This window comes from Faecalibacterium sp. IP-1-18 (assembly GCF_023347355.1).
GTDB lineage: Bacteria > Bacillota > Clostridia > Oscillospirales > Ruminococcaceae > Faecalibacterium > Faecalibacterium prausnitzii.
Genome location: NZ_CP094472.1, coordinates 2,043,540 through 2,069,003 on the forward strand (window position 1 = coordinate 2,043,540; position 25,464 = coordinate 2,069,003).

At 54.5% G+C, this 25,464-nt stretch carries 21 protein-coding genes; 12 read left to right on the plus strand and 9 right to left on the minus strand.

Features of this window, described 5'->3' with window-relative positions:
- Positions 1–175 precede the first annotated feature (175 nt).
- Entirely contained in the window at positions 176–3,388 is a 3,213-nt protein-coding gene (locus MTP43_RS09615; protein ID WP_113620917.1) for a PAS domain-containing hybrid sensor histidine kinase/response regulator, read from the minus strand.
- A 299-nt stretch (positions 3,389–3,687) separates the two neighbouring features.
- On the opposite strand from MTP43_RS09615, the gene MTP43_RS09620 reads away from it, so the two are divergent.
- Positions 3,688–4,488: an SDR family oxidoreductase gene (locus MTP43_RS09620; protein WP_113620916.1), complete on the plus strand. Its 801-nt coding sequence runs from the start codon at positions 3,688–3,690 to the stop codon at positions 4,486–4,488.
- A 286-nt stretch (positions 4,489–4,774) separates the two neighbouring features.
- Here the strand turns inward: MTP43_RS09620 and MTP43_RS09625 are convergent, their stop codons facing one another.
- The 5 genes from MTP43_RS09625 to MTP43_RS09645 all read right to left on the minus strand — a co-directional run bounded on the left by MTP43_RS09625 (position 4,775) and on the right by MTP43_RS09645 (position 11,202).
- Complete coding sequence (locus MTP43_RS09625; protein WP_015536989.1) at positions 4,775–5,320, minus strand: GNAT family N-acetyltransferase; 546 nt, start codon at positions 5,318–5,320, stop codon at positions 4,775–4,777.
- A 17-nt stretch (positions 5,321–5,337) separates the two neighbouring features.
- The gene (locus MTP43_RS09630; RefSeq protein ID WP_015536988.1) at positions 5,338–6,084 is read right to left on the minus strand and encodes an N-acetyltransferase; all 747 of its coding nucleotides are present in this window, start codon (positions 6,082–6,084) and stop codon (positions 5,338–5,340) included.
- Between the two features lie 20 nt (positions 6,085–6,104).
- Positions 6,105–6,530 carry an RNHCP domain-containing protein gene (locus MTP43_RS09635; RefSeq protein ID WP_015536987.1) on the minus strand — a complete coding sequence of 142 codons (426 nt, stop codon included), beginning with the start codon at positions 6,528–6,530 and terminating at the stop codon, positions 6,105–6,107.
- 321 nt (positions 6,531–6,851) lie between these two features.
- Positions 6,852–10,106: a response regulator gene (locus MTP43_RS09640; RefSeq protein WP_249234781.1), complete on the minus strand. Its 3,255-nt coding sequence runs from the start codon at positions 10,104–10,106 to the stop codon at positions 6,852–6,854.
- A gap of 373 nt (positions 10,107–10,479) precedes the next feature.
- Positions 10,480–11,202: a 4Fe-4S binding protein gene (locus MTP43_RS09645; RefSeq protein ID WP_015536985.1), complete on the minus strand. Its 723-nt coding sequence runs from the start codon at positions 11,200–11,202 to the stop codon at positions 10,480–10,482.
- Positions 11,203–11,301: 99 nt separating this feature from the next.
- Here MTP43_RS09645 and MTP43_RS09650 point away from each other — a divergent pair, with 99 nt between their 5' ends.
- From MTP43_RS09650 to MTP43_RS09685, 8 genes are all read left to right on the plus strand, one after another.
- Positions 11,302–11,967 carry a Crp/Fnr family transcriptional regulator gene (locus tag MTP43_RS09650; RefSeq protein WP_113993024.1) on the plus strand — a complete coding sequence of 222 codons (666 nt, stop codon included), beginning with the start codon at positions 11,302–11,304 and terminating at the stop codon, positions 11,965–11,967.
- Between the two features lie 137 nt (positions 11,968–12,104).
- The gene (locus MTP43_RS09655) at positions 12,105–13,592 is read left to right on the plus strand and encodes a sensor histidine kinase (RefSeq protein WP_249234782.1); all 1,488 of its coding nucleotides are present in this window, start codon (positions 12,105–12,107) and stop codon (positions 13,590–13,592) included.
- A complete protein-coding gene (locus MTP43_RS09660) occupies positions 13,589–14,179 on the plus strand; it encodes a response regulator (protein ID WP_249234783.1) in 591 nt (196 codons plus the stop codon). The genes MTP43_RS09655 and MTP43_RS09660 overlap by 4 nt, the downstream gene beginning before the upstream one ends.
- Positions 14,104–14,379, plus strand: a complete 276-nt coding sequence (locus MTP43_RS09665) for a helix-turn-helix domain-containing protein (RefSeq protein ID WP_249234784.1) — start codon at positions 14,104–14,106, stop codon at positions 14,377–14,379. The genes MTP43_RS09660 and MTP43_RS09665 overlap by 76 nt, the downstream gene beginning before the upstream one ends.
- 216 nt (positions 14,380–14,595) lie before the next feature.
- On the plus strand, positions 14,596–15,630 hold the full coding sequence (locus MTP43_RS09670) for a TRAP transporter substrate-binding protein (protein ID WP_044960092.1): 1,035 nt from the start codon (positions 14,596–14,598) through the stop codon (positions 15,628–15,630).
- 11 nt (positions 15,631–15,641) lie between these two features.
- Entirely contained in the window at positions 15,642–16,196 is a 555-nt protein-coding gene (locus tag MTP43_RS09675) for a TRAP transporter small permease (protein ID WP_005922476.1), read from the plus strand.
- A gap of 3 nt (positions 16,197–16,199) precedes the next feature.
- Positions 16,200–17,501 (plus strand): TRAP transporter large permease, encoded by a 1,302-nt coding sequence (locus tag MTP43_RS09680; RefSeq protein ID WP_249234785.1) that lies wholly within the window; start codon positions 16,200–16,202, stop codon positions 17,499–17,501.
- Positions 17,502–17,639: 138 nt separating this feature from the next.
- On the plus strand, positions 17,640–18,626 hold the full coding sequence (locus MTP43_RS09685) for a TRAP transporter substrate-binding protein (RefSeq protein ID WP_117526825.1): 987 nt from the start codon (positions 17,640–17,642) through the stop codon (positions 18,624–18,626).
- A 142-nt stretch (positions 18,627–18,768) separates the two neighbouring features.
- Here the strand turns inward: MTP43_RS09685 and MTP43_RS09690 are convergent, their stop codons facing one another.
- Entirely contained in the window at positions 18,769–19,665 is an 897-nt protein-coding gene (locus MTP43_RS09690; RefSeq protein WP_117526823.1) for a LysR family transcriptional regulator, read from the minus strand.
- A 116-nt stretch (positions 19,666–19,781) separates the two neighbouring features.
- Here MTP43_RS09690 and MTP43_RS09695 point away from each other — a divergent pair, with 116 nt between their 5' ends.
- The 3 genes from MTP43_RS09695 (at position 19,782) to MTP43_RS09705 (ending at position 23,535) form a co-directional block, all read left to right on the plus strand.
- Positions 19,782–21,173, plus strand: coding sequence for a sodium-dependent transporter (locus MTP43_RS09695; protein WP_117526821.1), 1,392 nt, complete (start codon positions 19,782–19,784; stop codon positions 21,171–21,173).
- A gap of 233 nt (positions 21,174–21,406) precedes the next feature.
- A complete protein-coding gene (locus MTP43_RS09700; protein WP_117526819.1) occupies positions 21,407–22,339 on the plus strand; it encodes an AEC family transporter in 933 nt (310 codons plus the stop codon).
- Positions 22,340–22,404: 65 nt separating this feature from the next.
- Positions 22,405–23,535, plus strand: a complete 1,131-nt coding sequence (locus tag MTP43_RS09705; RefSeq protein WP_117526818.1) for an SLC13 family permease — start codon at positions 22,405–22,407, stop codon at positions 23,533–23,535.
- 225 nt (positions 23,536–23,760) lie between these two features.
- Here the strand turns inward: MTP43_RS09705 and MTP43_RS09710 are convergent, their stop codons facing one another.
- Both MTP43_RS09710 and MTP43_RS09715 read right to left on the minus strand, forming a co-directional pair.
- Positions 23,761–24,603, minus strand: a complete 843-nt coding sequence (locus tag MTP43_RS09710; RefSeq protein WP_249234786.1) for a class I SAM-dependent methyltransferase — start codon at positions 24,601–24,603, stop codon at positions 23,761–23,763.
- Positions 24,604–24,691: 88 nt separating this feature from the next.
- Complete coding sequence (locus MTP43_RS09715) at positions 24,692–25,303, minus strand: class I SAM-dependent methyltransferase (RefSeq protein WP_005922486.1); 612 nt, start codon at positions 25,301–25,303, stop codon at positions 24,692–24,694.
- Positions 25,304–25,464: the final 161 nt, after the last annotated feature.

Below are 25,464 nucleotides of genomic sequence, written 5' to 3' on the forward strand. Positions count from 1 at the left end.
AGCAGACGTTGCGTGCGGCTGTGTGAAGATTGGCTTATAAAACAGGACCGCTGCTATATAAACTAAAGAACGCCGAGGGTTCCTCCCACATGGGAAGGGATTCCTCGGCGTTCTTCATTTCATGCTTTTTGATTGCCCGGTCAACAGTATCACGTGCCTTACTGCAATGCACAGATCACAGCCACTGTTTCAGCACATCGTTCAGCTTACTCAAATCAAGCGGTTTGGCGATATGCTCGTTCATGCCGGTGTTCTTTGCCAATTGCACGTCCTCGGCAAAGGCATTTGCCGTCATGGCAATGATGGGCACTTTGCCCCGGCTTCCGGCAAGCGCACGGATCGCAGCAGTGGCTTCGTAACCATTCATGATGGGCATCTGGATGTCCATAAAAATGAGATCGTACCACTTTTCTGGCGCTTCCATCACCTTTTCGACTGCAATTTTTCCGTTTTCGGCGCTGTCGATGGTCACGCCCGTCATGCCTATAATCTCGGTTGCGATCTCACGGTTCAGCGCATTGTCTTCCACAAGAAGAATCCGCTTACCCGCATAGTTTTCCTTCGCAAAGTCTTCCAGATAGTTCCGAGCGTTTTTCTCCTTCTTCCCGGATGTAAACTGCCGCAGAGTTGCCGTCAGACGAGAACGGAACAGCGGTTTTGCCATAAACGCATTCACGCCCACTGCTCTGGCTTCTTCTTCGATCTCGCTGAAATCAAAGGAAGTCAGGATGATGATCGTGACGTCCTCCCCAACGCATTCCCGAATCCTTCTGGCCGTTGCGATGCCGTCCATCTCCGGCATCTTCCAGTCCAGGATCACCGCAAAATAGTCGCGGCCGGTCTTGTGCCGCGCCGCGCAGCGTTCCACGGCTTCCTTGCCGGTCAGGACCCATTCGCCCGCTATGCCGATCTCCTGAAGGGTTGCAACGGTGCTTTCGCAGCAGGTCTTGTCATCGTCCACGACCAGTACCGGCAGATCGAGCAGTTCTTTTTCCTGTTCCTTCTCGTTCTCCTGAAGCTTCAGATAGACCGTGACCGTGATCTTCGTTCCCTTGTTGGGAGCGCTTTCGACCTGAATGTCACCATTCATCAGGTTGACGATGTTTCTTGCAATGGCCATGCCAAGACCGGTGCCCTGCACCTTGGTCGTCCGGTGATCGTCTGCCCGGCTGAACGGCTCGAACATGATCTTCTGGAATTCCGGCGTCATGCCGATGCCGTTGTCCTCGATGGAAAACTCGTAGCAGCCAAGCTCCGAGAAGCCATTCGGTTTTTCCTTGATCGTAAGGGTGATGTTTCCTCCATCCGGGGTGTACTTGACGGCGTTGCTCATCAGGTTCACAAAGACCTGCTGGATGCGCAGGCTGTCGCCGCAGACAGCTTCGTGCTCGATGTGCTCAACATGGACTTCGAGCTGATGCTTGTGCTCGTCGATTGCCGGTTTTGTGAGGGTGAGCAGGTTATCGACCAGCTCCGGCAGGCTGAAATCCTCCTCGGCAAGGCTCATTCGCCCGCTCTCGATTCTGGCCATATCCAGCACCTCATTGATCAGTCCCAACAGATGACGACTCGACTTTGTGATCTTTCCAAGGCACTCGACCACCCTGTCCTGACTCTCGATATTCGCACCCGCAATGGCGGTCAAGCCAATGATTGCATTCATCGGTGTACGGATATCATGGGACATATTGGAGAGGAATTCCGTCTTGGCACGGCTTGCGTTTTCCGCCGCCCGGTACGCATCCTTCAGTGCCTTATGGGATTCGATCTCGGCCTTTTTCTCCTGTGACACATCCATAGATGCCAACAGTGCTTTGACCAGCTTTGTGCCATCCCACTCCAGCGGAATGAAGGAAGCGATCTTATAGGTGTTTTCGTCTATGGAGCAGTATTCAAATTTGTAGATGTCGTTCTCGCCCTGCAGATTCTTGCGGATATTTTCCGGTGAGAACAATGCGTCCACCGCCGCCAATGGCTCCAACGTCTTATACCTTACAGCCACCTGCTCCACAAAATCATGGTAGGTTCCCGTCGGCGCGTATATCATTTCACCTTGCAGATTATAGAACCGATACCGGTCATTCTCCAGATCGCAGACGACAAAGCGATCCAGCAGACGCACCATACTCTTGATCAAAAGATCCATCGATGCGTTATCTGAGGCCATCTGCATCCGCCGTGCCGTCTCTGCTTTGGACTCTGTGATGTCCCGCAGAAAAATCATCGCATATTCGGAATCTTCAATCTCGCCGCGCATGACCACGTTGCTGACCCATCGTTCCTCCCCATCCAGAACGATGCGGCACTCCTGACGCAGCTCCGTCTCAAGCCCCTTTAGTTTTTCCGTGATGTAGGCGCGATTGTAGAAATCCGTTACAGACTTTTTGTCCTCTTCAACCACATAGTTATCCACAAGGAATCTGACTAGTCCATCCCATGTGTGGTTCTGCTCAAAGGCCGTCATCAAAGAGGGCTCCACTTTGAAAGTGTCAAAGGTGTTCTTTTCCAGATTTACATAGTATTCGCAGAGGTTTGCGCTGGTAAATGCACGGTGAAATGCCGCTGCCCGCTGCGCCTGCATCCGGCTTCTTTTTTCCGCGTCAATGTTGCTGATGATTCCGGCAATTCGATTGGCCGAACCATCCAGACGGCGTATCACCTCCGCCGATGCCCGGAACCAGTGGTATTGGCCATCCTGCATTTTCAGTCGGTACTCAACATTATACTTTGTAGTATTGGCTTTGTCCGCAATCGTTTCCAAAAGCAGCTGCATTACCCGGTCATAGTCCTCCGGGTGCAGAAGGTTCGACCACGAATCCAGTTTGTTCGGAAAATCCAGAATGTCATGATAACCAAGGATCTGCCGGAACGCATGGCTCCAGTTCACATGAACGATCTCACCGTTTTCATTACACTCAAAATACCATAGTGCAGAATGGATGGATTCATTAACCAGCGCAAGGTTCTCATACGCCCAGTTCATCTGTACTGACATGATCCAGATCGGTGTTCCATCCGTATCGACTGCATCTTTTTTGTAGAGACGCACATAGACGGGAGCCCCATCTGCCGTGAGGATCCGGCCTTCCCCTTCGCCTTGAATCTGACGAAAGCGTGCATTGTCGAGGAATGCGGCATCTTTCTTATAGAAAAGATTCTTCAGCGAACCCTTTGTCTGTTCCATCAGGGATGCATAGCTGTGGTTCAGATTATGCAGCAACAGATCACTGACCGACAGGATCGACAATTCGGCATCATAGTACCCGGTAATGGTTCCGACACCGCCATTATGATAGATCGTCTCCTGCATGGCCTGAAATGCATTTTTTCCCAGCCTTACCGTATCGGAAGTGTAGATTTCATCTGTAAGTCTTCTATCGAATTTCATTTTCATCCTCGTAGGGTTTTGACCCCGCCGCACGCTTCAATTCTGGTATGCCTTTTATGGTCAACTGGCATACTGATTTGTGATCAAGCTTGTACAGTATAACTAGTATAGTATACTTGCGCAGCGTTTCGTTTTCAAGCGCTAATTGGCATTGGTTGTGTAAAACAAAGAGAGGCCAATCTGCGTGAAAATTTACGCAGGTTGATCCCTGTACTTTTCCACGATCCGGCTATCCGTATAGACAGTCGCCCTGCGATGCGGTATACTCGAACCAGATCAACATTTTCAGGAGGAAAATCATGGTGGGAGAAAACAACAAGGTGGTCATTGTTACCGGAGGAAGCTCCGGCATCGGGCGGTGCACGGCATCCGCTCTGAAGGAGAACGGCTGCATCGTCTATGAGTTCAGCCGCAGAAATATCCCTATGGAGGGCGTTACCCATCTGTCTGTCGATGTGACCGATGAAGATGCGGTCAACGCCGCTGTGCAGCAGGTCATCCAAAAAGAAACTAAAATCGATGCAGTGGTCAACTGTGCAGGCTTTGGCATTTCCGGTGCGGTGGAGTTTACGTCCATGGAACAAGCCAAAGCACAGTTCGATGTGAATTTCTTCGGGACAGTCACTGTAAATAAAGCGGTTCTCCCCTTCCTGCGCCGTCAGGGGAAGGGGCATATTGTGAACATCAGCTCTGTTGCCGCCGTAGCACACATTCCGTTCCAGACCTTCTACTCCGCAAGCAAAGCCGCCGTTTCTTCTTACTCTTACGCTCTGGCAAATGAAGTCAAGCCCTACGGCATCCATGTTACCGTCGTAGAACTGGGTGACATCTGTACCGGTTTTACAAAAGCACGTCAGAAAAGCATTCTCGGCGATGATGAATACGGCGGGCGCATCTCCCGGAGCGTCAGTCAGATGGAGCATGACGAGCAAAACGGCATGGACCCGGCACGCATTGGACGGTACATCGCCGGTATTGTGGAGAAAAAGAAGCCGGCGGTCGTTTATGTTGCCGGTGCACAGTATAAGTTCCTGAGCCTGCTGTGCAAGCTTCTGCCCGCCGCAGCACGCGGAAAGATCGTGGGGAAAATATACGGGTAACAGGCGCATTGCTCCGAAAAACTGCTATATAAACTAAAAAATCCGCCGAGGATGCCTCCCAACTGGGAAGCTCCTCGGCGACTTTTTTAACGTGTCTGTGTTTTCTCGGTGGTGTTCTTTTCCTCTGCAAAAAAACGTTCTACATTTTTCTGTGCCCGAACCAGTTCCTGCCTCTCGTTCCGCGCCTTGCGGTAGTCCGGGTATCGTCCTCATACTGGTCAACCTCCCTACCAAAAACAGCCCTCCCGGCCGTCATGGTCAGGAGGGCTGTTTTAGTCGATAAGCTTTACAATTCCAGCCGCATAGAGATCAGTTCCTGATATCCAGCGTTTCGAGAGCGAAAACCTTTTGGGTTTCTGCCATATTCCACAAATCCTGCCGTCTGGTACATGGAGATTGCTCTTGCGTTCTCCGCCACTACCTCCAGCTCCAACTGAGCGTATCCGGCGGTTTTAGCGCAATGGATACAGGCTTCCATCAAGGCTCGCCCGATCCCCAGACCCCAATACTCTTTTAGGATACCGATGCCAAATTCCGCGCGATGCGCCACTTTATACTGCGCTCCGATTGCATCAATTCCAGCAGTTCCTGCCACTTTACCGTCCACAAAGGCGATCAGTTCGATCTCATTCGGACTGGTTGCTTTTTTCTCCAAGTAGCGGCTTTCCTGTTCCGCATCAAAGTGATTTTCATCGGGATAACTCAGCAGATAATCTGTTTCTGCGTGTGTCAGATCAAAGTTTTCAAGCACAGCGCTTCCATCGGATGCCACGCCGTTTCGGATGTGGACGATCAGTCCTTTTGGTGTGATAACCGTTTGATCGTATTGCATTTTTCCTCCTGAATCTCTCAATCCGCTGCGCCTGCTAATTTCAAAAATTTCTTGTCCGACTGGATGCCCTGTGTCACGAATTTCCCATCCCGGAACAGTGCATAGGTGGTGACGGGTGCAGGCACATTCTGTGCCGTCTCTTTCTCTGTGACGTGGATGGCTTTGAACGGAATCCCATGTTCCTTTGCGGCCTCCTGCACCTTTGGCACCCAATAATAGGTGTAAGGGCACTGGTCGGTATAGTAGAGGACAAAGCCGTTTTCCTCCACCTTGGGATGCTTGGCGCAGGCCTTGAATTTTGGCGATTGGGCACTCTCTGCAAGGGGCAGGTACATGAGGTTGATGCCGCAATCGGAGGTGTCCGAAACCTTGAAGCCCTTATGGGTCAAAAACTTTGGGTCAGCGAGAAACTCCCGTTTGCGCCCCTCTGCACACAGGATGCAAACGCCGTTTTTGCCCTGCGCCTTGGCATCCCGAAGGCATTCTTCCAGCAGTTCGCTGGAATAGCCGTGCCCTTTCAGGGAACCGGAGACCCACAGACAGTTGATATAAAGCCAGCCTGCCGCTTCAATGGGCACCCATGCGTTTTCCGCCGGGATGTACTCGATAAAGCATTTGCCGCGCTCCGCACTGCGGTAAAAGACAAGCCCCTCCTCAAAGCGCTGCTTGAGCCATTCCTTCTTGGCAAGGCTCTGTTGACCGGACATGGCACAACAGATGTGTTCCTTGTCGATGTTTTCTTTTGTGATTCGGATATACTCCATCTTGTAGTTCCTCCTGCGGCTTACCGCATCCGTCCATCGCCGCCCATCAAGGCGGTCATTTCCTCAATATAGTCCAGCGGGAACGGCGGAGAGCACAGCGGCTTCATGGCAATGCTCATGAGCTTCATGGGGTTGTCGTCTGCCGCCACACGGTTGGAACTGAGCTTTCCGCAGCGTTTGCAGCGGTGGATGATGGCCCACTCGCCGCCCTTGCGTACCCAGACAGCTACCGGCTCCATGATGCCGCCGCAGTCGGAGGCGCGGTCACCGGGTTCTTCGTCCACATGAAGGCTGGACAGGCAGTTGGGGCAATGGTTGCGGTGGTCGCTGCCGGCATTTTGCGGGGTGCAGACCCGTCCGCAGACTTTGCAGGTAAAGGTGTCGTTGCAGGCGTGGGTCTTATAGTAACCTTTTTCAAAGGTCTTGCGTTTATTTTCACGATTCATGGTAATATCCTCCTGAAGAATTGTGTCTGTTCGTCTTCGGGAGGCGTGGCTTGTAGTATTTGCCAGACCTCCCGGTCAGCCCACAAGTCCCAGTGCAAATGTTGTATGCTTCAAAAAGTTCTCCTTTGATTTTAGCATTTATGGCGTTTTTCTACTTCAACATAAAATTCAAATTCAAAAATTCCTTTATTTTTCACCTCCCTCGATGTTAAAGGTGCGGAAGAACAGCTTTACATGGGCGTCCAGCTTTGCAGAGGTTTTGGCCTCCGGGCGCAAATGCTGCGGGTGCATTCTTTTTTATTCACCTGACCGGCGTTTCATTTACAAAATTTTGCGCAGTTCCTGCACAAGGTCGTCGATCACGATGGGCTTGGACAAAAAGCCGTTCATGCCGCTTTCCAAGACGTTGCGGCGGTCCTCGTCAAAGGCGTTGGCGGTCATGGCAAGGATCGGCAGCTTTGCCCGCGCAGGGTCGTCCAGTGCGCGGATCTTCCGGGTGGCGGTATAGCCATCCATGATCGGCATCTGCACGTCCATCAGCACCAGATCGTAGCTGCCCGGCGCGGCGGTACTTACCTTTTCCACCGCTACGGCGCCGTTTTCTGCCGAATCGACAAGGAAGCCGTACTCCCGCAGGATCTCCTGCGCGATCTCGCGGTTCAGCTCGTTGTCCTCCACCAGCAGGATGTGCTTGCCCTTGAAGTCGGCGTTCTTTTCCGGCAAAAGCCTCTGCACCGCATCCGCCGGCTTCTGGCCAAGGGCGCTCATCAGGGTCTCGCGCAGGTCGGACATGAACATGGGCTTGGCGCAGAAGGCGGTCACGCCGGCTGCTTTTGCTTCCACTTCAATATCCGACCAGTCGTAGGCGGTCAAGATGATAATAGGCGTATCATCGTGCAGGCTGCGGATCTGGCGGGTGACCTCGATGCCGTTCATATCCGGCAGACGCCAGTCGATGATATAGGCGTGGTAGACATCGCTCATCTCGATAGACTGCCGCGCACGCAGCACCGCTTCCTTGCCGGAAAGGGTCCACTCGGCGCGCATGCCCACCTTGACCAGCATCTTTGTCACGCTGTCGCAGGTGTTGAAGTCGTCATCCACCACCAGTGCCTTCAGGCCCTCCAGCTCGGTGATCTTTTCCACCGGGCGCTGCTCGGTCTGTGCGCGCATGGGCACGCAGACGGTAAACTCGGTGCCCTTGCCCTGCGCTGTCTGCACCTCGATGGTGCCGCCCATCATATCCACGATGTTTTTGGTGATGGCCATGCCAAGGCCGGTGCCCTGAATTCCGCTTACCGTGGAGGTGCGCTCCCGCTCGAAGGGCTCAAAGATCTTTTGGGCAAACTCCTGGCTCATGCCGATGCCGTTATCCTTGATGCGGAACTCGTACTGTCCGCAGCCGCGCACTTTACCGGCAAGCTGCCGCACCCGTACCGAGACCGTGCCGCCCGCCGGGGTAAACTTGATGGCGTTGGACAGCAGGTTCAGCAAGATCTGATTCAGCCGGGTCTTGTCGCAGTAGACGTCTTCGTCGGTCACGTCCATGGCATCCATGTAAAGTTCCAGCTGTTTTGCATAAATTTGCCCGCTGACGATGGTTTTTAAATCGTGCAACACATCCGAAAGGTTAACTTCCACCTCTTCCAGATGAATTTTTCCGCTTTCAATGCGGCTCATATCCAGCACATCGTTGATGAGGGAGAGCAGATGGTTGCTGGATGCAAGGGTCTTGCCAAGATAATCCTTCACCCGGTCTGTATCGTCAATATTGCTGAGCGCCAGCGTGGTAAAGCCGATGATGGCGTTCATGGGGGTGCGGATATCGTGGGACATATTGGAAAGGAAGGTGCTCTTGGCGCGGTTCGCGCTCTCTGCTTTTTCCACGGCGACCTGCAATTTTGCATTCAGTTCCTGCGTATCGCTTGCGGCTTTCCTTGCAGCAGCTTCGGCTTTACGCGCCTTCTGGAGCAGCATCAAAATCGTGAGCAGAACAACTGCAACAGCAATGCTGCTGATCAACATAACTTTAAAGAAGTTATCCTTTATAAAATCGCTCAGGGTAACCTTCCGCGCGGAGCTCTTATACATCGCAAGCGCGCCGGCAAGCATATTAACAGGCATTGCCTTGATCGTTTTGTTCAGGATGGACAGCAGGCTGCGGTTTCCGCTATTGACCGCAAAGCAGGATCTTACAGGGTTTACCAGCGGAACGCTGTAAAAGCTGTATTTCTTGCTGTATTTATTCTCACTGCTGATCCCGGTAACAAAGCAATCTGCCTGTCCGTCTTTGACCAGCCTTGCCGCATCCTCCTGTGTATCGCAGTCCACGATCTCCCACTGCGGGTAATAAAACGCAAGGTACTTTTTCAGGGAGAGTTTGTTTTGGGGAACGGCAATGCGGTTTACATTGTTTTCGTTAAAGTGCTGTTTGTTCGTGACCGCCATCAGGTTGGAGGTCCACGTTGTGTTGGTACAGGCAAAGTGATACTCTTCCGCCAGATTGGGGTTCTGGTCGCAATGGAAGATCATGTCGATCTCGCCCGATTTCAGCGCATCCAGTTCTGCTTCCTTGCTGTCATAGCCGACCAGCTGGAATTCCAGTTCCTGATTGCCCAGACAATCTGCTGCAAACTGAATATAGTCCGTGATTACCCCGGTAAACTCCCCGGTGGCAGGGTCAAAGGTGCTGACGCCGCTGTCGCTCGCCAGAAAGCCCATCCTGATCGCACCGTGCTTTCTGAGCCACGCCTTTTCCTCCCCTGTAAGGATGGGCGTATAATCCATTGAGAAATATCTTTTGTACAGATCCGCCGTATAAAAAGGCACAGCTTCGTCCAACGCGCGCATCGCATCGTCAAGTTCTTCCTTGATATCAGGCCGGTTTTTGTTGATCGCATAGTAGATGCCGGATTCTCCCACACGGGTTATGGTCGAGATGCCACGCTCTGCCCAGAAGGATTCTTCCAGCGAAACAAAGCAGTCGATCTCGTGGTTTGCCAGCTTTTGCTTCACATCCTCGTTGTTGGAGATGTTGACGTGTTCCGTTTTCAGGCCGTATTTTTCTTCCCACTCGGCCAGCATCACTTCCGGCTCTGTTCCCATCAGAACGCCGATCTTTTTGCCGTTCAGCGTCTTGAAGTCGGAGGCGGAGATGTCTGCGCGCGAGAGATCGGCGTAGAGGTAATATTTTTCCACTCCCATCGGCTCGTCTGAAAACAGCATCTCTTGGGTGCGGTCCTCCGTATAAGAGATACCGCCAATAATGTCGATCTCGCCGTTTTTGAGCTTTTCGAAGCAGTCTGACCAGTCGCAGGTCACATACTCGAACTGCCAGCCTGCATAGCCGGACAAGGTCTCCAGCAATTCGTAGCCGTAGCCCTTTCTTGCGCCCTTCTCGTTGACATAGTTGAAGGTGTCCTCAAACGAGCCGACACGAACAACCTTTGCAGAGGCGGTTTCCGCGGCAGCTTTCACAGGGAGCACGGCTGACAGTAGCAACAGTAGGCTCAGCATCACACAGGCGCTTTTCCGTGTCAAGGTCTGCATGGTTTCGCTCATTCCAGAGTTTTTCATTTTATCCAATCTTTCTCCACCCCAGACGGTCTCATTCCGGCTTTATTTTCACTTCACCGATTTCAGGAAGGTGCTTGCAATATCATTCTCGTTCTGCTGTCAGCAGCTTTTTTGAATATCTATCCTATTATGTAGCATAATTGTAACATTATAACAGAAGCGTTTCAAGATTTTTTCTTGTAAAGAGCACCTATTTTCTATGGAACGCTTTTATCCCTTACCGGCAAAAAGCCGTTCCCGCAAAAATACTGCGATGACGATAAAAAAGCGAGCAGCCTTTTTCAGGTCGCCCGCTTATGGAATCTATGGTATTTTACCGCAAGGCAAGAAATGCGTAAAGCATTAAAAGGCGGTATAGGTCTGCCCTGTGCTTTTAATCCAGAATTTTTCCGTCAATGGAGATGGTGACCACCTGCCACGGAATGAACTTTCCGCTGGTCTGAAGCGCCTTTTTCGCCGCCATCTCCAAGCCGCCGCAGCAGGGCACCTCCATGCGGAGGATGGTCACGCTCTGGATATCGTTGCTGCGCAGGATCTCGGTCAGCTTTTCGCTGTAATCCACAGCATCCAGCTTCGGGCAGCCGATAAGGGTCACCTTGCCGCGCATAAACTCCTGATGGAAATTGGCGTAGGCATAGGCCGTGCAGTCCGCTGCAATCAGGAGCTTTGCACCCTCAAAGTAAGGCGCATGGATGGGTGCCAGCTTGATCTGAACCGGCCAGTTGCGCAGGCGGGAGACCGGCTGCACAGGGGCGGCAACTGCACTTTCGGCAGCGGTCTCCGGCTGTTCCAGCATCCGCATCCGGGAGCCGGGGCAGCCGCCCTCGTGGAGGTGCTTCATCTTCTCCTGCAATTCCTTTTTCTTTTTGTTCTCCTGCACCGCTGCCTCGTCGTAGGCAGGGGCTTCCCGCTCCTCAAAGGTGATAGCTCCGGTGGGGCAGCCCGGCAGGCAGTCGCCAAAGCCATCGCAGAAATTTTCCCGCACCAGCTTTGCTTTGCCGTTGATGATATCAATGGCTCCCTCGTGGCAGGCGGTTGCGCACAAGCCGCAGCCGTTGCATTTTTCTTCGTCAATATGGATGATCTTCCGAATCATATCTATACTCTCCTGTTGTGGTTTTTTTTTGCATTTGCAGGTTTATTATAGTATACTAAAGCCATCTTGTATGTTTGAATTCCAACAAGGAGAGCCTTTATGCAAAAATATCTGCCTGTTCTGCGGAGCTGCCCCTTCTTCACCGGGCTTACTGACGATGAAATTTTGTCCATCCTGCACTGTGTCAGTGCAGCGAAAATCACCCGGCCCCGGGGCTCCTACATTTTCCGTGCCGGAGATTCCACGGAGGTCATGGGGCTCATGTTGTCCGGCTCCACCCTTGTGATACAAGAGGATCTTTGGGGACACCGCAATATCCTGTCCAAGTGCAATACCGGAGACTTTTTCGGGGAGCCTTACGCCGCCACCCCCGGTGCCATCCTGAACATCAGCGTGGTGGCAGAGGAGGATTGCGAGATCCTGCTGCTGAACGTCAAGCGGTTGCTCACCGCCTGCCCCACCGCCTGCGACCATCACCAGAAACTCATCCGCAATCTGGTCAGCGTTCTGGCAAACAAAATACTGCTTTTTAACGATAAAATCACCCATGTCAGCAAGCGAACCACCCGGGAAAAGCTGCTGTCCTACCTGTCCGCCGAATCCATCCGGCAGTCCTCCCTTTCCTTTGACATCCCCTTTGACCGTCAGCAGCTGGCGGATTTTCTCTGCGTGGAGCGTGCCGCCATGTCGGTGGAGCTTTCCAAGCTGCAAAAGGAAGGGCTGCTGGTCACCAAACGGAATCATTTTGAGCTGTTGACCCGTTGACCGCTTGGCACATTGCCTGCAAGCACCGGCTTCTTTGCGGAAACCGGTGCTTTTTTTGCAGTTGCACTTTTCCCGGGAGATTATTATACTTATCTTATAAAAAAGACCGGGTGCTGCAAGGGCAGGAGGGAAAGCGTATGGCACGGAACAAAACCACACAGGGCGGCATCTCCCTGCGCAGCAGGGTCACGGCATGGCTTGCCGCGATTTTGCTGGTCACCATGCTTTCCACCGGCATCGCTACCATGGCGGGGCAGTGGACAGTGCGCTCCTTTGATACGCTGCTGGCCGACAACGCCGTCTGCTACACGGTGCAGAACGCCCTCAAGGACGAAGCACAGGCCTTTGCACGCTATGTGCGCCAGCCTACTTCTGAAACGGAGCAGGCCTATACCGCCGCCTGCGCTGCCGCCGAGCAGAGCCTTGCGGCCCTGCCCTTCGATTACGCCCGCATCGGCGAGGAGCGCTATGCCCGCACCTGGAACCTTTTACAGGGATACGCGGGTTACCGGCAGGAGCGAGATGCCTTTTTGCAGCTTTCGCCCTCAGCAGATACCTATATTGAACAGATGTACCATGTGATGGCGCTGCAAGACTACCTTGCCGAGTATGCGCTGCGCCTGACACAGGCCACGCTGGAACAGGAAAACGCCCTTTACAGCAGCACAGAGACCCGCCTCCGGCATCTGCCGTGGCTGTATCTGGGGCTGTTCCTGACGGCGGCTGTGCTGATGCTGCTGCTCATCCGGGTGCTGAGCCGTGCGGTGGTGCGTCCGCTGCTGCGGCTGGCGCAGGCTTCCCGCAGCATTGCCGAGGGAGATTTTTCCAGCCCGGACCTTCCGGTGAAAAGCAGCGACGAGGTGGGGCGGCTGACGGCCACCTTCAACCAGATGAAACACGCCATGGCGCAGCAGCTGACCACCCAGCAGGCCTTGCACCGGGAAGAGGTGCGGAACCTTGCGCTGGAAAAAGATCTGGAACACACCCGGCTGGAGGTGCTCAAAAGTCAGGTGAACCCGCATTTTTTATTCAACACCCTGAACATGATCTCCTGCATGGCGCGGCTGGAGGATGCTGCCACCACCGACCAGATGATCGTGCATTTGGGCAGTTTGTTCCGGCACAACCTGCGCACCAAGCGCCAGCAGATCACGCTGGAGGAGGAATTGGACGGGCTGGAGGACTACATTTATTTGCAGCAGATGCGGTTTGATGGACGCATTACCGTAGAAAAAAGCATTCATGTACAGTCTGCAGCGGTTTTAGTGCCGTCCTTTATGCTGCAGCCGGTGGTGGAAAACGCTTACTCGCACGGGCTCAAGTCCTGCGAGGAAGGCGGACGCATCCTGCTGCGGGCATGGATGCAGGGCAAGGTGCTGGTGCTCACGGTCGCGGACAACGGCAAGGGGATGACCCCAGAGGAACTGGACGCTGTGCAAACTAAAATTGCGCAGAGCGAGCAGACCGGACGCAGCATTGGTCTTGGCAACATTTCCCGCCGCATCGGGATGCTGTATCCGGGCGGTAAAATGCAGGTATACAGCCGCGCAGGTCACGGTACTGTGGTGCGGTTTGAGCTCCCGCAGACGCAGCAGCCGGAAGAAAAGGAGGAGACGCTCTCGTGAAGTGCAAATTGCTGGTGGCAGAGGATGAATTGATCGAGCGCAAGGTGCTGTGCCGGACTTTGCAGAAGTATCTGGGAGATCTGATAAGCCTGTATGAAGCAAAAAACGGCAGGGAAGCGCTGGAAATTTTTGCCCGCGAAGCGCCGCAGGTGGCTGTGCTGGACATTGAAATGCCGGGTCTTACCGGGCTGGAGGTGGCGCGTAAGATCCGCGAAACGGACAAAAATTGCGCCATCCTGTTTCTGACTGGCTTTGATAAGTTCGACTACGCACGGCAGGCAATCTCTGTGCGGGCGCTGGACTATCTGCTCAAGCCTTACAACGAGCAGGAGTTGGTATTCGCGGTGGAGGATGCCATCCGGCAGGTGTCGGTGCAGCTGCCCGCCCGCCCGCACAGCCCCCTGCGCCTGCAGAGCCCCTCCGCCGGGAAGAGGACGAGGATATGCGCACCGCCATCATCCGTGCCGAGATCAGCCGCTTCATCGACGCTCACTATGGGGAGGATATTTCCATGCAGGATGCCGCCGCTGCGCTGCGCTACTCGGACGCCTACTTCTGCAAGCTGTTCAAGCAGTGCTTTAAGGTGAACTTTTCGGCCTACCTGAACGAATATCGGGTGAACAAGGCGCGCCAGCTGATTTTGGACCCGCGCCTGAGCCTGAAGGATATCGGCGCTGCTGTGGGTTACAGCGACGCCAACTATTTTACAAGGGTGTTCAAGCGCCTGACCGGCCAGACCCCTTCGGAATACCGCGTAGCCGCAGCGGAAAAAGCGGTACAGGGATAACTCGGATCCAAAAGAAGCGCTCGTTCTTTTCTGCCTGTCAGCAGGAGAGGGACGGGCGCTTCTTTCGTTTTTGCCAGTTTCTTTCGTCCGCAAAATACAAAAATTGTACTTGGATACAACAAAGACAAAATCGTACTGCGTTTCACAAAATAATCCGGTTTCGCAAAAATGAACGGTTTGTTAAACTATAATCATAGAAAAACGCGAAAAGAGAGGATGCCATTCATGAAGAGAAGAACGTTTCTGTCGTTGATGGGCGCAGCGGCACTGACCAGCAGCATGATGCTTACCGGCTGCGGCGCCGGCTCCGATGACGACCGCAAGATCGTGCGCATCGGCCATGTGCAGTCCCAGACCCACCCGGATCATCTGGGACTGGAAGCCTTCGCCAACTATATCAACGAGAAGCTGGGCGACAAGTACCGCGTGGAGGTGTACCCCAGCGAGCTGCTGGGCTCCCAGACCGAAATGGTGCAGCTGACCCAGACCGGTGCCATCGACTTTGTGGTGGCGTCCAATGCCATCATGGAGACCTTCAGCGCCAAATACCAGATCTTCAACCTGCCTTACCTGTTCTCCAGCGTAGAAGCCTACCACGAGGCCATGGATGACCCCGAGGTGACGGACCCCATTTTCAAGACCACTTCCAAGGCCGGTCTGGAAACGGTGGCGTGGCTGGATGCCGGTACCCGCAACTTCTACACCATCAAGACCCCCATCAACCAGCCCTCCGACCTGAAGGGTCTGAAGATCCGCGTGCAGCAGTCGCCCACCAACGTGGAAATGATGCGTCTGCTGGGCGGCACCGCTACCCCCATGGGCTTCGGCGATGTGTACACCGCATTGCAGGCCGGTATTCTGGATGGTGCCGAGAACAACGAGCTGGCTCTGACCGATAACGGTCACGGTGATATCTGCAAGTATTACTCCTACGATATGCACCAGATGGTGCCGGATCTTCTGGTGGCAAACTACGCCTTCCTGAACGAGCTCAACGACGAGGAGCGCGCGATCTTTGAAGAGGGCTTCCAGATCGTGAAGCGCACCGAGCAGGACGCCTGGGAGGATGCTGTGGCTGAGGCGAAAGATAAGGCCGAGAATGAGCAGCACGTCAACTTTATTTACCCGGACACTGCACCGTTTCAGGAGGCTATGGCTCCCCTGCACGATTCCGTGCTGGCAGCAAACCCGGAATTGCAGCCCATTTATGACCTGATCCAGCAGCACAACGCTGCCCATACTGCGGACTGAGGAGGAGCATCATGGAAAAACTGAGAAATACCCTGAACAAGGTGCTCAACCTGCTGGCAGGTCTGAGCATGACGGTCATGGTGGTGCTGACCACCTATCAGGTCATCGTGCGTTATATCTTCAACTCTCCCTCCACATGGTCGGAAGAACTGGTGGGTTATCTGTTCGGCTGGAGCACCATGCTGGGTGCTACCATCGTTTCCGGCGAGCGCGGCCACATGAACATCCCCGTGCTGGTGGACCGGTTCAACCCCATCATGCGCAAGGCGTTCCACATCTTTGCTGAGGTCATCGCCTTCCTCTTCTCCGCGACCATTCTGGTGTTCGGCGGTTTTCAGGTGTCCCAGCTGGCTATGGGACAGCAGACCTCCTCGCTGGGCGTAGCCGTGGGCGTGTTCTACTGGGTCATGCCCATCTGCGGCGTGATCATTCTGGTGTATTCCGTGCTGAACATTATCGGTATCGCCAACGGCTCCATCTGTCTGGATACCCCGGAAGATGCAGACTTTGCAAAAGTGGAAGCCGAAATGGCTGCCGATGCCGACAAGGAAAACAAGGAGGACTAAGCTGTGGCAATTCAAGCGTTACTCGTAATTCTGGCAGTGCTGCTGGTGCTGCTGTTCCTCGGCGTGCCCATCTCGTACGCCATTGCAGTCTCTTCCCTGACTGCCATTCTTTCTTCCATTGATCTGAATGTGGCCGTGCTGACCGCTGCCCAGCGCACCTTTGTGGGCATGAGTAAGTTCAGCCTGACCGCCATCCCGTTCTTTATTCTGGCCGGCAACATCATGAATCAGGGCGGTATCGCCAAGCGTCTGGTGGATTTCGTCATGGCCATTCTGGGCAAGCTGCCCGGCGCACTGCTGGTGACCAACATCGGCACCAACGCCCTGTTCGGCGCCATTTCCGGCTCTGCATCCGCTGCGGCTGCTGCTGTTGGCTCCATGATCCGCGACGGTGCCGACGAGCAGGGCTACGACCCCGCCGTGACCGCTGCCACCAACGCCGCTTCCTCCTGCTCCGGCCTGCTGATCCCGCCGTCCAACGCCCTGATCACCTACTCTCTGGCGTCCGGCGGCACCTCTGTGGCTGCGCTGTTCATGGCTGGTTACATTCCCGGCATCATCTGGGCACTGTGCTGCTGCGTGGTGGGCGTGCTGCTGGCGATCAAGCTGGGGTACAAGGGCACCCCCGGCAAGTTTGACTGGAAAAACCTCGGCGTCTGCACCCTGCGCGCCCTGCCTTCGCTCTCCCTGATCATCGTGGTCATCGGCGGCATCATCGGCGGCGTGTTCTCTGCCACCGAAGGCTCTGCCATCGCGGTCGTCTATGCGCTGGTGCTGGCTTTCTGCTACCGCTCCATCAACCTGAAGAGCCTGTGGAAGATCATCGTGGACTCTGCCAAGATGTCCGGCATGGTGGTGTTCCTTGTGGGTGTTTCCAACATTCTGGGCTGGGTCATGGCCTTTTTGCAGATCCCGGATGCAGTGGCGGCAGCCCTGCTGAGCCTGACCAGCAATAAGTACATCATTCTGCTCATCATGAACGTGATTCTGCTGGTGTCCGGCACCTTTATGGATGTGACCCCGGCCATCCTCATCTTCACCCCGCTGTTTCTGCCCATCTGCCAGAGCTTTGGCATGAGCACCATCCAGTTCGGTCTGATCCTCGTGTATAACCTTTGCATCGGCAACATCACCCCGCCCGTGGGCAACGCCCTGTTCGTGGGTATCAAGGTGGGGCGCACCTCGCTTTCCAAGGTCATGCCGTATATGCTTATGTACTATGTGGCCATCATCGGCGGACTGCTGCTGGTCACCTTTATCCCGGCAGTGTCTACTGCACTGCCGCAGGCAATGGGCCTGATGTAACTGAGACATCTCCTTCTTGTTCTTATTCTTCTTCTCCTAAAAAGGCGGTACCTGCTTTGCGGCGGGCACCGCCTTTTCCTATCTCTTGCACAAAGGCAGTCTTGTGCGCTATACTATCTGCAAAGGGAGGGAGACACCATGCGCAGACGGACCTTTTTAGCCGGGCTGGGCTTTGCAGCCTTGCAGCTGGCAGGCTGTGGCGCAAAGCCGCAGACCACACCGGACTATGTGCTGACCTATGCCGACAACCAGCCCGCCGGGTACCCCACTACACAGGGCGCGCAGTATTTTGCAGACCTTGTGCAGCAGCAGACCGGGGGCAAGGTGGTCATTCAGGTCAAAGCGAACGGCGAGTACGGCTCGGAACAGCAGGTGTGGGAGCAGCTTGCCATTGGCGGCGTAGATTTTGCGCGTGTGTCGCTCTCGGCGGCCACAGACGATCTGCCCCGGCTCAACGTACTGCTGCTGCCGTATCTCTACCGGAATGCCGACCATATGTGGCGTGTGCTGGATGGCAGCATCGGAGCAGAGTTTTTGCAGGACTTTACCGCGCAGGGGCGGGTGGGGCTGAGCTGGTACGACGCGGGTGCCCGCTCGTTCTATGCCCGTCAGCCGGTGCGCAGCCTGAACGATCTGCAGGGCAAGACCATCCGCGTGCAGGATTCGCAGATCGTGATCGACATGATCCGCCTGCTGGGTGCAGTGCCGGAGACCACGGCTTACAGCGACGTCTACTCGGCGCTTGAAACCGGGCAGATCGATGCCGCCGAAAACAACTGGCCGGCCTACTATTCCATGGAGCACTACAAGGTGGCGCGGTACTACATGGCCGATGAGCACAGCCGCGTACCGGAGGTGCAGCTGGCTTCCGGCCGCACATGGGATGCACTGCCGGAGGAGTACCAGCAGATTCTGCAGAAATGCGCCCGGGCATCGGCGCAATACGAGCGCCAACTCTGGGCGCAGGAGGAAACAGCCGCCCGAGAAGCGGCATTGGCTGGCGGGTGCCGGGAGCTGCCGCTGCCCGAAGAGGAAATGCAGAACTTCCGGCAGCTGGTACAGCCGCTGTACCGGAAATACTGTGTCGACTATCTGCCGCTGGTGGAAGAGATACAGGCAGAATGACAACAGAGAAAGTCCTTTGAGGGTGCAGGGAACTGCTCCCCACCATCGTGCGCGATTTTCAGGCGATCATCTCCAAGGAGATCAAGGAGTTGCTGCTGGGAAAGCGGAGAGCGGCTTTTATACCGTTCTCCGCGCTTTGTTCTTATTTTATCTTCGGTGTTTCCTTTCGCTGCCGGGTGGAGCTCAGATATTCCAGCAGCGTCTGGCTCACCACCGAGCTTGCTGTCTTGGAAAACGCCAGCCCCAATGTCCGGCAGCAGGCAGGCTCCAGCGGACGGGACACCACACCGGGGCAGCCAAATGCCTGCATCACCAGCTCCTGTGAGATGGTCACGCCCAGTCCGCTGCGCACGAACGCCATGATGAGGGTATCGTCCCGGAAGCTGTAAAAAATATTCGGCTTCACCGGGCATTTGAGCATCAGGTGCTGGATGTCGTTATCACAGCCGGGCGTTTCGATAATGAGCGGATACTGAAACAGCTGCGGCAGGGTCACACTGGAATGTGCAGCCAGCGGATGCCCCTCCGGGAACACAGCGCACAGCGGGTCGTCCCGGAGCGGGTAGAATTTCAGGTCGTCTGCCACAATGGACGAGAGAAAACCGCAGTCTACCTGTCCACGGATGATCCATTCCCGGATTTCATCATAGTTGCCGTCCAGAATTTCAATCTTCACCTTCGGGTAGTTTTCCTTGAAATAATGCACAACTTCCGGCATCCAGAGCGTTGTGATGCTAGAAATGCTGCCCACCCGCAGCTTGCCCTCCACCTTGTGGTTGATATTGAACGCCGCCTGCCGCAGCCGGGTCTTCTGGTTGGCCAGCTCCCGGATGTAGGGCAAAAGGCGGGTGCCGTTATCTGTCAGGGTCACGCCCCGGTTGATGCGGGCGAACAGCTGCACGCCCAATTCCTCTTCCAGCCCTGCCATCATCTGGCTGATGCCGGATTGGGTATAGTTCAGTGCCTCCGCTGCTTTGGAAAAGCTGCCCGTTTCGCATACTTTCAAGAATATCTCGTATCGGTCTTTCTGTTCCCGCATTGCAAACACTCCATAAGTAAAATTTATAGGTCGTAGTAATTTTATTGGGTTTACTGATATGATACTTCATGTTATCCTATATTACAATAGGTTTTTAGGATAGGAGTTTGAGAATCATGGAAAAGAAAGCAAGCAGTTTCTCTGGACAAATCGGATTTGTCCTTGCTGCCGCCGGAAGTGCGGTGGGTGTCGGCAACCTGTGGCGGTTCCCGTACCTTGCCGCAAAGGATGGCGGCGGTTTGTTTTTGCTGGTGTATCTGGTGCTGGTGCTGACCTTCGGTTTTACCCTGCTCACCTCGGATATTGCCATCGGACGCCGCACCAAGCAGAGTGCCATCCGCGCCTACGAGACCATGCGCCCCAAGTGGAAATTTCTCGGCATCCTCACCTTTCTGGTGCCGGTTCTGATCATGACCTACTACGCCGTCATCGGCGGGTGGATCACGAAATATGCGGTGGTCTACCTCACCGGGCAGTCTGCCGCCGCTGCGGAGGACGGCTATTTTACCAGCTTCATTACCTCGCCGGTGTCGCCTGTGGTGTTCGCTCTGCTGTTCATGGGCGTGACGGCTTTCATCGTGTACAACGGCGTGGAGGGAGGCATTGAGCGGGTGTCCCGCTACATGATGCCCATTCTGCTGGTGCTGGTGGTGGTGATCGCTGGTTACGCCCTCACCCTGCGCCACGAGGACGCTTCCGGCCAGATGCGCACCGGTCTGGAGGGGCTGCGTTACTACCTGACCCCGCACATGGAAGGGCTGACCGTCAGCCGCTTTTTGCAGATCTTGCTGGACGCCATGAGCCAGCTGTTCTTCTCCCTCAGCGTGTCTATGGGCATTATGATCACCTACGGTTCCTACGTCAAACCGGAGGTAGACCTGAACAAAGCGGTGAATCAAATTGAGATCTTCGATACTGGCGTGGCTCTGCTGGCCGGTGCCATGATCATTCCTGCCGTGTATGTGTTCTCCGGCACCGAGGGCATGAGCGCAGGCCCCAGCCTGATGTTCGTCTCACTGCCCAAGGTGTTTGCCGCTATGGGCAAGGCCGGTACTTTCGTGGGCATCCTGTTCTTTGTCACTGCTATTTTTGCCACTCTCACTTCCTGCATCTCGGTGCTGGAATCCATCACCGCCAACTGCATGGAGATCTTCCACTCGGGCCGCAAAAAGACTGTGCTGGTGCTGACGGTCATTTATCTGGCCGCGTCCGCCATCATTGCGCTGGGTTACAGCATCTTCTATTTTGAGGTGCAGCTGCCCAACGGCTCTGCGGCTCAGCTGCTGGATATCATGGACTACGTCAGCAACAGCGTTATGATGCCTTTCATCGCCCTGCTGTCCACCATCCTGATCGGCTGGGTCATGACACCGGATTACGTCATTGACGAGATGCAGCGGGGCGGCAAGACCTTCCGCCGCAAGAAGCTCTACCGGGTGATGATCCGCTATGTTGCCCCGGTGATGATGCTGGTGCTGTTTTTGCAGTCCACCGGGATCCTTGCTTAAAAGGCTACTCTTCCATGTATCAGGACGTAAACTTCTGCATTCCCACGGAAGTTGACGCCATTAAGGGTGCATATAAGTACCGGAAAGACTGATGATGCCAATTTTAGCGGATGGTTCTGCGGAGCCATCCGTTTTTTCTTGCTCTAATCGCATTTTTCTGTTTTCTCTTGACGATGCACCGCCAATGGAGTAGGATGGTGCTGCAAAAATGAATTGCAAAAGAGGAGATCCAAATGCAAATCAGCCTTTTATTGATGCAGCAGATTGCGCAGCTATTTCTGGTTCTGCTGATGGGATATGCCGTTGTAAAAACCGGCTTGTTGAAGGCATCGGACAGTAAGGTGCTGTCTGTGGTCTTTGTCTATCTGGTCATGCCTTGTGTCGTTCTGAACGCCTTTCAGATCAAGGATACACCGGAGATTCGCACCGGACTGCTTTATTCCATGGGCATCGCCGTTGGAATGCACGTTGTATTTCTGCTTCTGAATGCGCTGTTCCGCAAAGCTCTCAAGCTGGACGCCGTGGAGCAGGTCAATATCATTTACAGCAATGCCGCCGCGCTGGTCATCCCCATTGTGCAGGCCCTGCTGGGGGAGGAATATGTTGTCTACTCCTGCGCCTTTGTCATTGTACAGCTGGTACTGCTCTGGACCCATGCAAGTGCCTGCCTGCAGGGGTCTGCCCAGCTGGAATGGCGCAAGCTCCTTACCAATGTCAATCTGATCGCCATTGCAGCCGGTGCGCTGCTGTACCTGCTGCACGTCTCGCTGCCCGCCCCGATCACCAGCACACTGAGCAGTGTCGGCAATATGATCGGCCCCATGGGAATGCTGCTGGCAGGCATGGCCATTGCGGAAGTGCCCCTGAAAAAGGTTTTCTGCACCCCGCGCAACTATCTGCCGGTGTTTCTGCGTCTGCTGGGTGTTCCGCTGGTCATTGTCTTGCTGCTTTGGGCAGTTCACGCATCCCTTTGGATCCCGGACGGCAAGTCCATCCTGATGACGGTCTACCTTTCTGCCATTACCCCCGCCTGTGCAACGGTCACCTCCATGGCACAGCTCTATGACCGGGATGCTTCTCATTCCAGCGCGATCTATGTCCTGAGCACGCTGCTTTCCATCCTGACCATGCCGCTGATGATCGGGTCGTTTGAGCTGTTGCTCTGAAATACGGAAAAAGGCCGTCCGGCACCGCAGCAGGGCAGCCTTTACAACTACAAGGATGTGTCTCTATGAAACTACTCAAACAATTCATTCAGCAGGAAACGGTCCTCACCGCAGCCGCTGTGCTGGCCGTTGTCTCCGCCTTCTTTGTTCCGCCGGATGCGCAGTATCTCGGCTACATCGACCTGCGCACGCTGGCGATCCTGTTTTCCCTGATGACGGTCATGGCCGGGCTGCGGCGGCAGGGCTTTTTTGATGGACTGGGACGGGCATTGCTGTCCCGCACCCACAGCACCTTTCAGCTGACACTGGTACTGGTCGGGTTGTGCTTTTTCGGAAGCATGTTCATCACCAACGATGTTTCCCTGCTGACCTTCGTTCCCTTTACGTTCGTGGTTCTGAGCCGTCTGGGAGCGGATGTCCGCCGCGCTCTTCTGATCCCGGTGGTCTGTATGCAGACCATTGCGGCAAACCTTGGCAGTATGCTGACCCCCATCGGCAACCCGCAGAACCTCTATCTTTACGGAAAAAGCGGCATGAGCATCGGTGGATTTGTTCTTCTTATGCTGCCCTACACCCTGGTCTCTCTGCTCCTGCTGCTGGCTTGGGCAGCGCTGGTCTGCCGGAAAACGTCTACCGCCCTCTCCGTGGACGAGCTTGTTTCTTCTGCATCTCAGGGGGATCAGAAAATTATCCTGCTGTATCTGGTTCTGTTTGCCGTTTGCCTGCTGTCCGTGATCCGGGTGTTGCCCTATGGCATTGCCTTTGCCGCTGTACTCGTCTGCGCCCTTTTTGCAGACCCGCACACCTTACGGGCAGTGGACTATTCCCTGCTTTTGACCTTTGTGGCTTTTTTCATCTTCATTGGCAATCTGGGGCGCATTCCGGCCTTTTCCGGCTGGCTGCAGGAGTTTCTGACCGGCCGGGAAGTTCTGGTGGCGGTTCTTGCTTCGCAGGTCACCAGTAATGTTCCCGCCGCCCTGCTGCTGTCCGGGTTCACGGCAGAGACACAAGCCCTCATCATCGGCACCAATCTGGGAGGTCTTGGCACTTTGATCGCATCCATGGCCAGTCTTATTTCCTACCGGCAGATCGCACGGGAACTGCCACAGGGGAAGAAGCAGTATTTTGGGCTGTTCACCCTGTCCAACCTGATCTTTCTTGCGATCCTGCTGGGCGTGTGGTTCTTGCTCCGTTGACCATGGCAGATGACTTATGGTTTTTCTATAAAGCTAAAAAAGGGGAGTTCCGTCACGGACGAAGATCCGGGCAGAGCTCCCTTTGGTTTTATCGTATACAGTTATCAAGTAAAGAATAAAAGTTTTGCAAAACAACCACTACAAAGCTCAAATCGTAAGCGGTCAACTGCTTTTGAAAAGAGCCGGCAAACAGCACCCACATCCCCATGGGCATCCCGGCATATTTCATTGTCTGTCTCCAAATCCGATCTTCACGATCTGCATTTTCATCCCGTTGTCCCCGACCTTGGCGAGAAACCGGAAAAAGCCGCTGACAGAAGGATCTTTCAAATCGTTGTACCCCATCATATAGCCCCTGCTGGATACTTGCAAACGGTTGTCCCATGGGGAAAGCTCGCTTTTCGCATCCGAAACCGCGAAATATGCCCCCACATCCTTGATTTTCGCCGTCCTGAGCCACGTTTTGGCGATCATCTTCACCGCCGTACGGTTGGCAGCATCAAAGACCAGCACTCCGCCGGGAAAAGCATCTGCCATCCCCTGCACCAGCGCCTTGACCTGCTGGGTCAGGAAGTAATAGAACACCCCGGAGGCAAAAAACACCGCCACGCCGGAGGCATTGATCTTGGCAAACCATGCGGGGTCTTTCAGGTCGCAGGGGATGTTTTGCTCCCGCTCCCCGGCAGGCAGCAGCTGCTGCCGCAAGGCAATGACATCGGGGAAGTCCAGATTGTAGATCTTGCATCTGCCGTTGTTGCAGGCTCTGCCGGTGTTATCCAGCCCGCAGCCCAGATTGACCACTGCCGCACAGGGGTGATTTTTCAGGTACGCCCGCACCTCAAAGGCAAGGTCATTCTGCCGCATGGCGACCTCCAGCGCACCGAACCGCTGCATCAGGCTGCGGGAGTTTTTCTCTGCCTCTGAAAAGTCGTAGTCGATCTGGTCGATCAGATGCACCGCTGTTTCGTCTTGGTAAAGGTTCGGATACAGCTCGGTGCACAGCTTCCGGGAATACAGCGGGAGGATCAGCGTCTCCTGCACGGTGTTTTTCTCGATTTTGTATTTCATAGGTTCCTCCCTGTTCTCCTCATTCTGCTTTCCGGCAGGCAAACCATGCCATGCTCTTCACTGTTCCAAATGTTACGGTTGCACTACTTCACCGCTTTTGCGCCGTAACGCAAAGCCAGCCCTTTTTATTTTTGTGGCTTTGGATCTGACAAAATCCTGCTTTTTCCAGATACTTTTTCAGTGCAGTATCCGTATAGATGGTCATGCCATCGATGATCTGCGTCCATTTGTCGTCTTTTGTCGTTTCGCCGTTTGCTTCGTTACAGATGAAAAAGATTCCGCCGGGCTTCAGCACCCGATAAATCTCTCTGAAATTCTGCGCAAGTTCCGGCCAGAAGTAGACCGTTTCAAAGGCGGTCACCACATCAAACTGCTCCGCTTCAAACGGCAGCTCTGCCACACTTGCCTGTTGCACGGTACACCGTCCTGCCGCAAGGGCTCTGGCATTGACCTTTCGCGCTTTTTCCACGCTGACGGCTGAGTAGTCGATGCCCTGCACCTTGCCGTTGGGGCACAGTTTCAACAGCGTTTTAATGTTCGCTCCACCGCCGCAGCCGCAGTCCAGCACCATGGCATCCGGGGCAGGCTGTAAAAAGCGCAGCCCCCATTCTGCCATTGCGCTGTGTCCAAAGTTCATCATAGCAACCATGATCTTCCCGCCAAAGCCTACGGGCTTTCGGGTGTTTTCAAAAAAGGACATAACGCCACCCTCTTTCTATTTACCGTTCACAATGCAATGCTTTTTACCAGATGCGCCCACTGCACCGGATGACAGGCCAGCAATTCCTCGTGCTGCAAGTTAGGTAAAGCTAACTTGCAGTCTTATAAAAAGCCGCTTCTCAGCGGTCCTTCTGCCAAAAT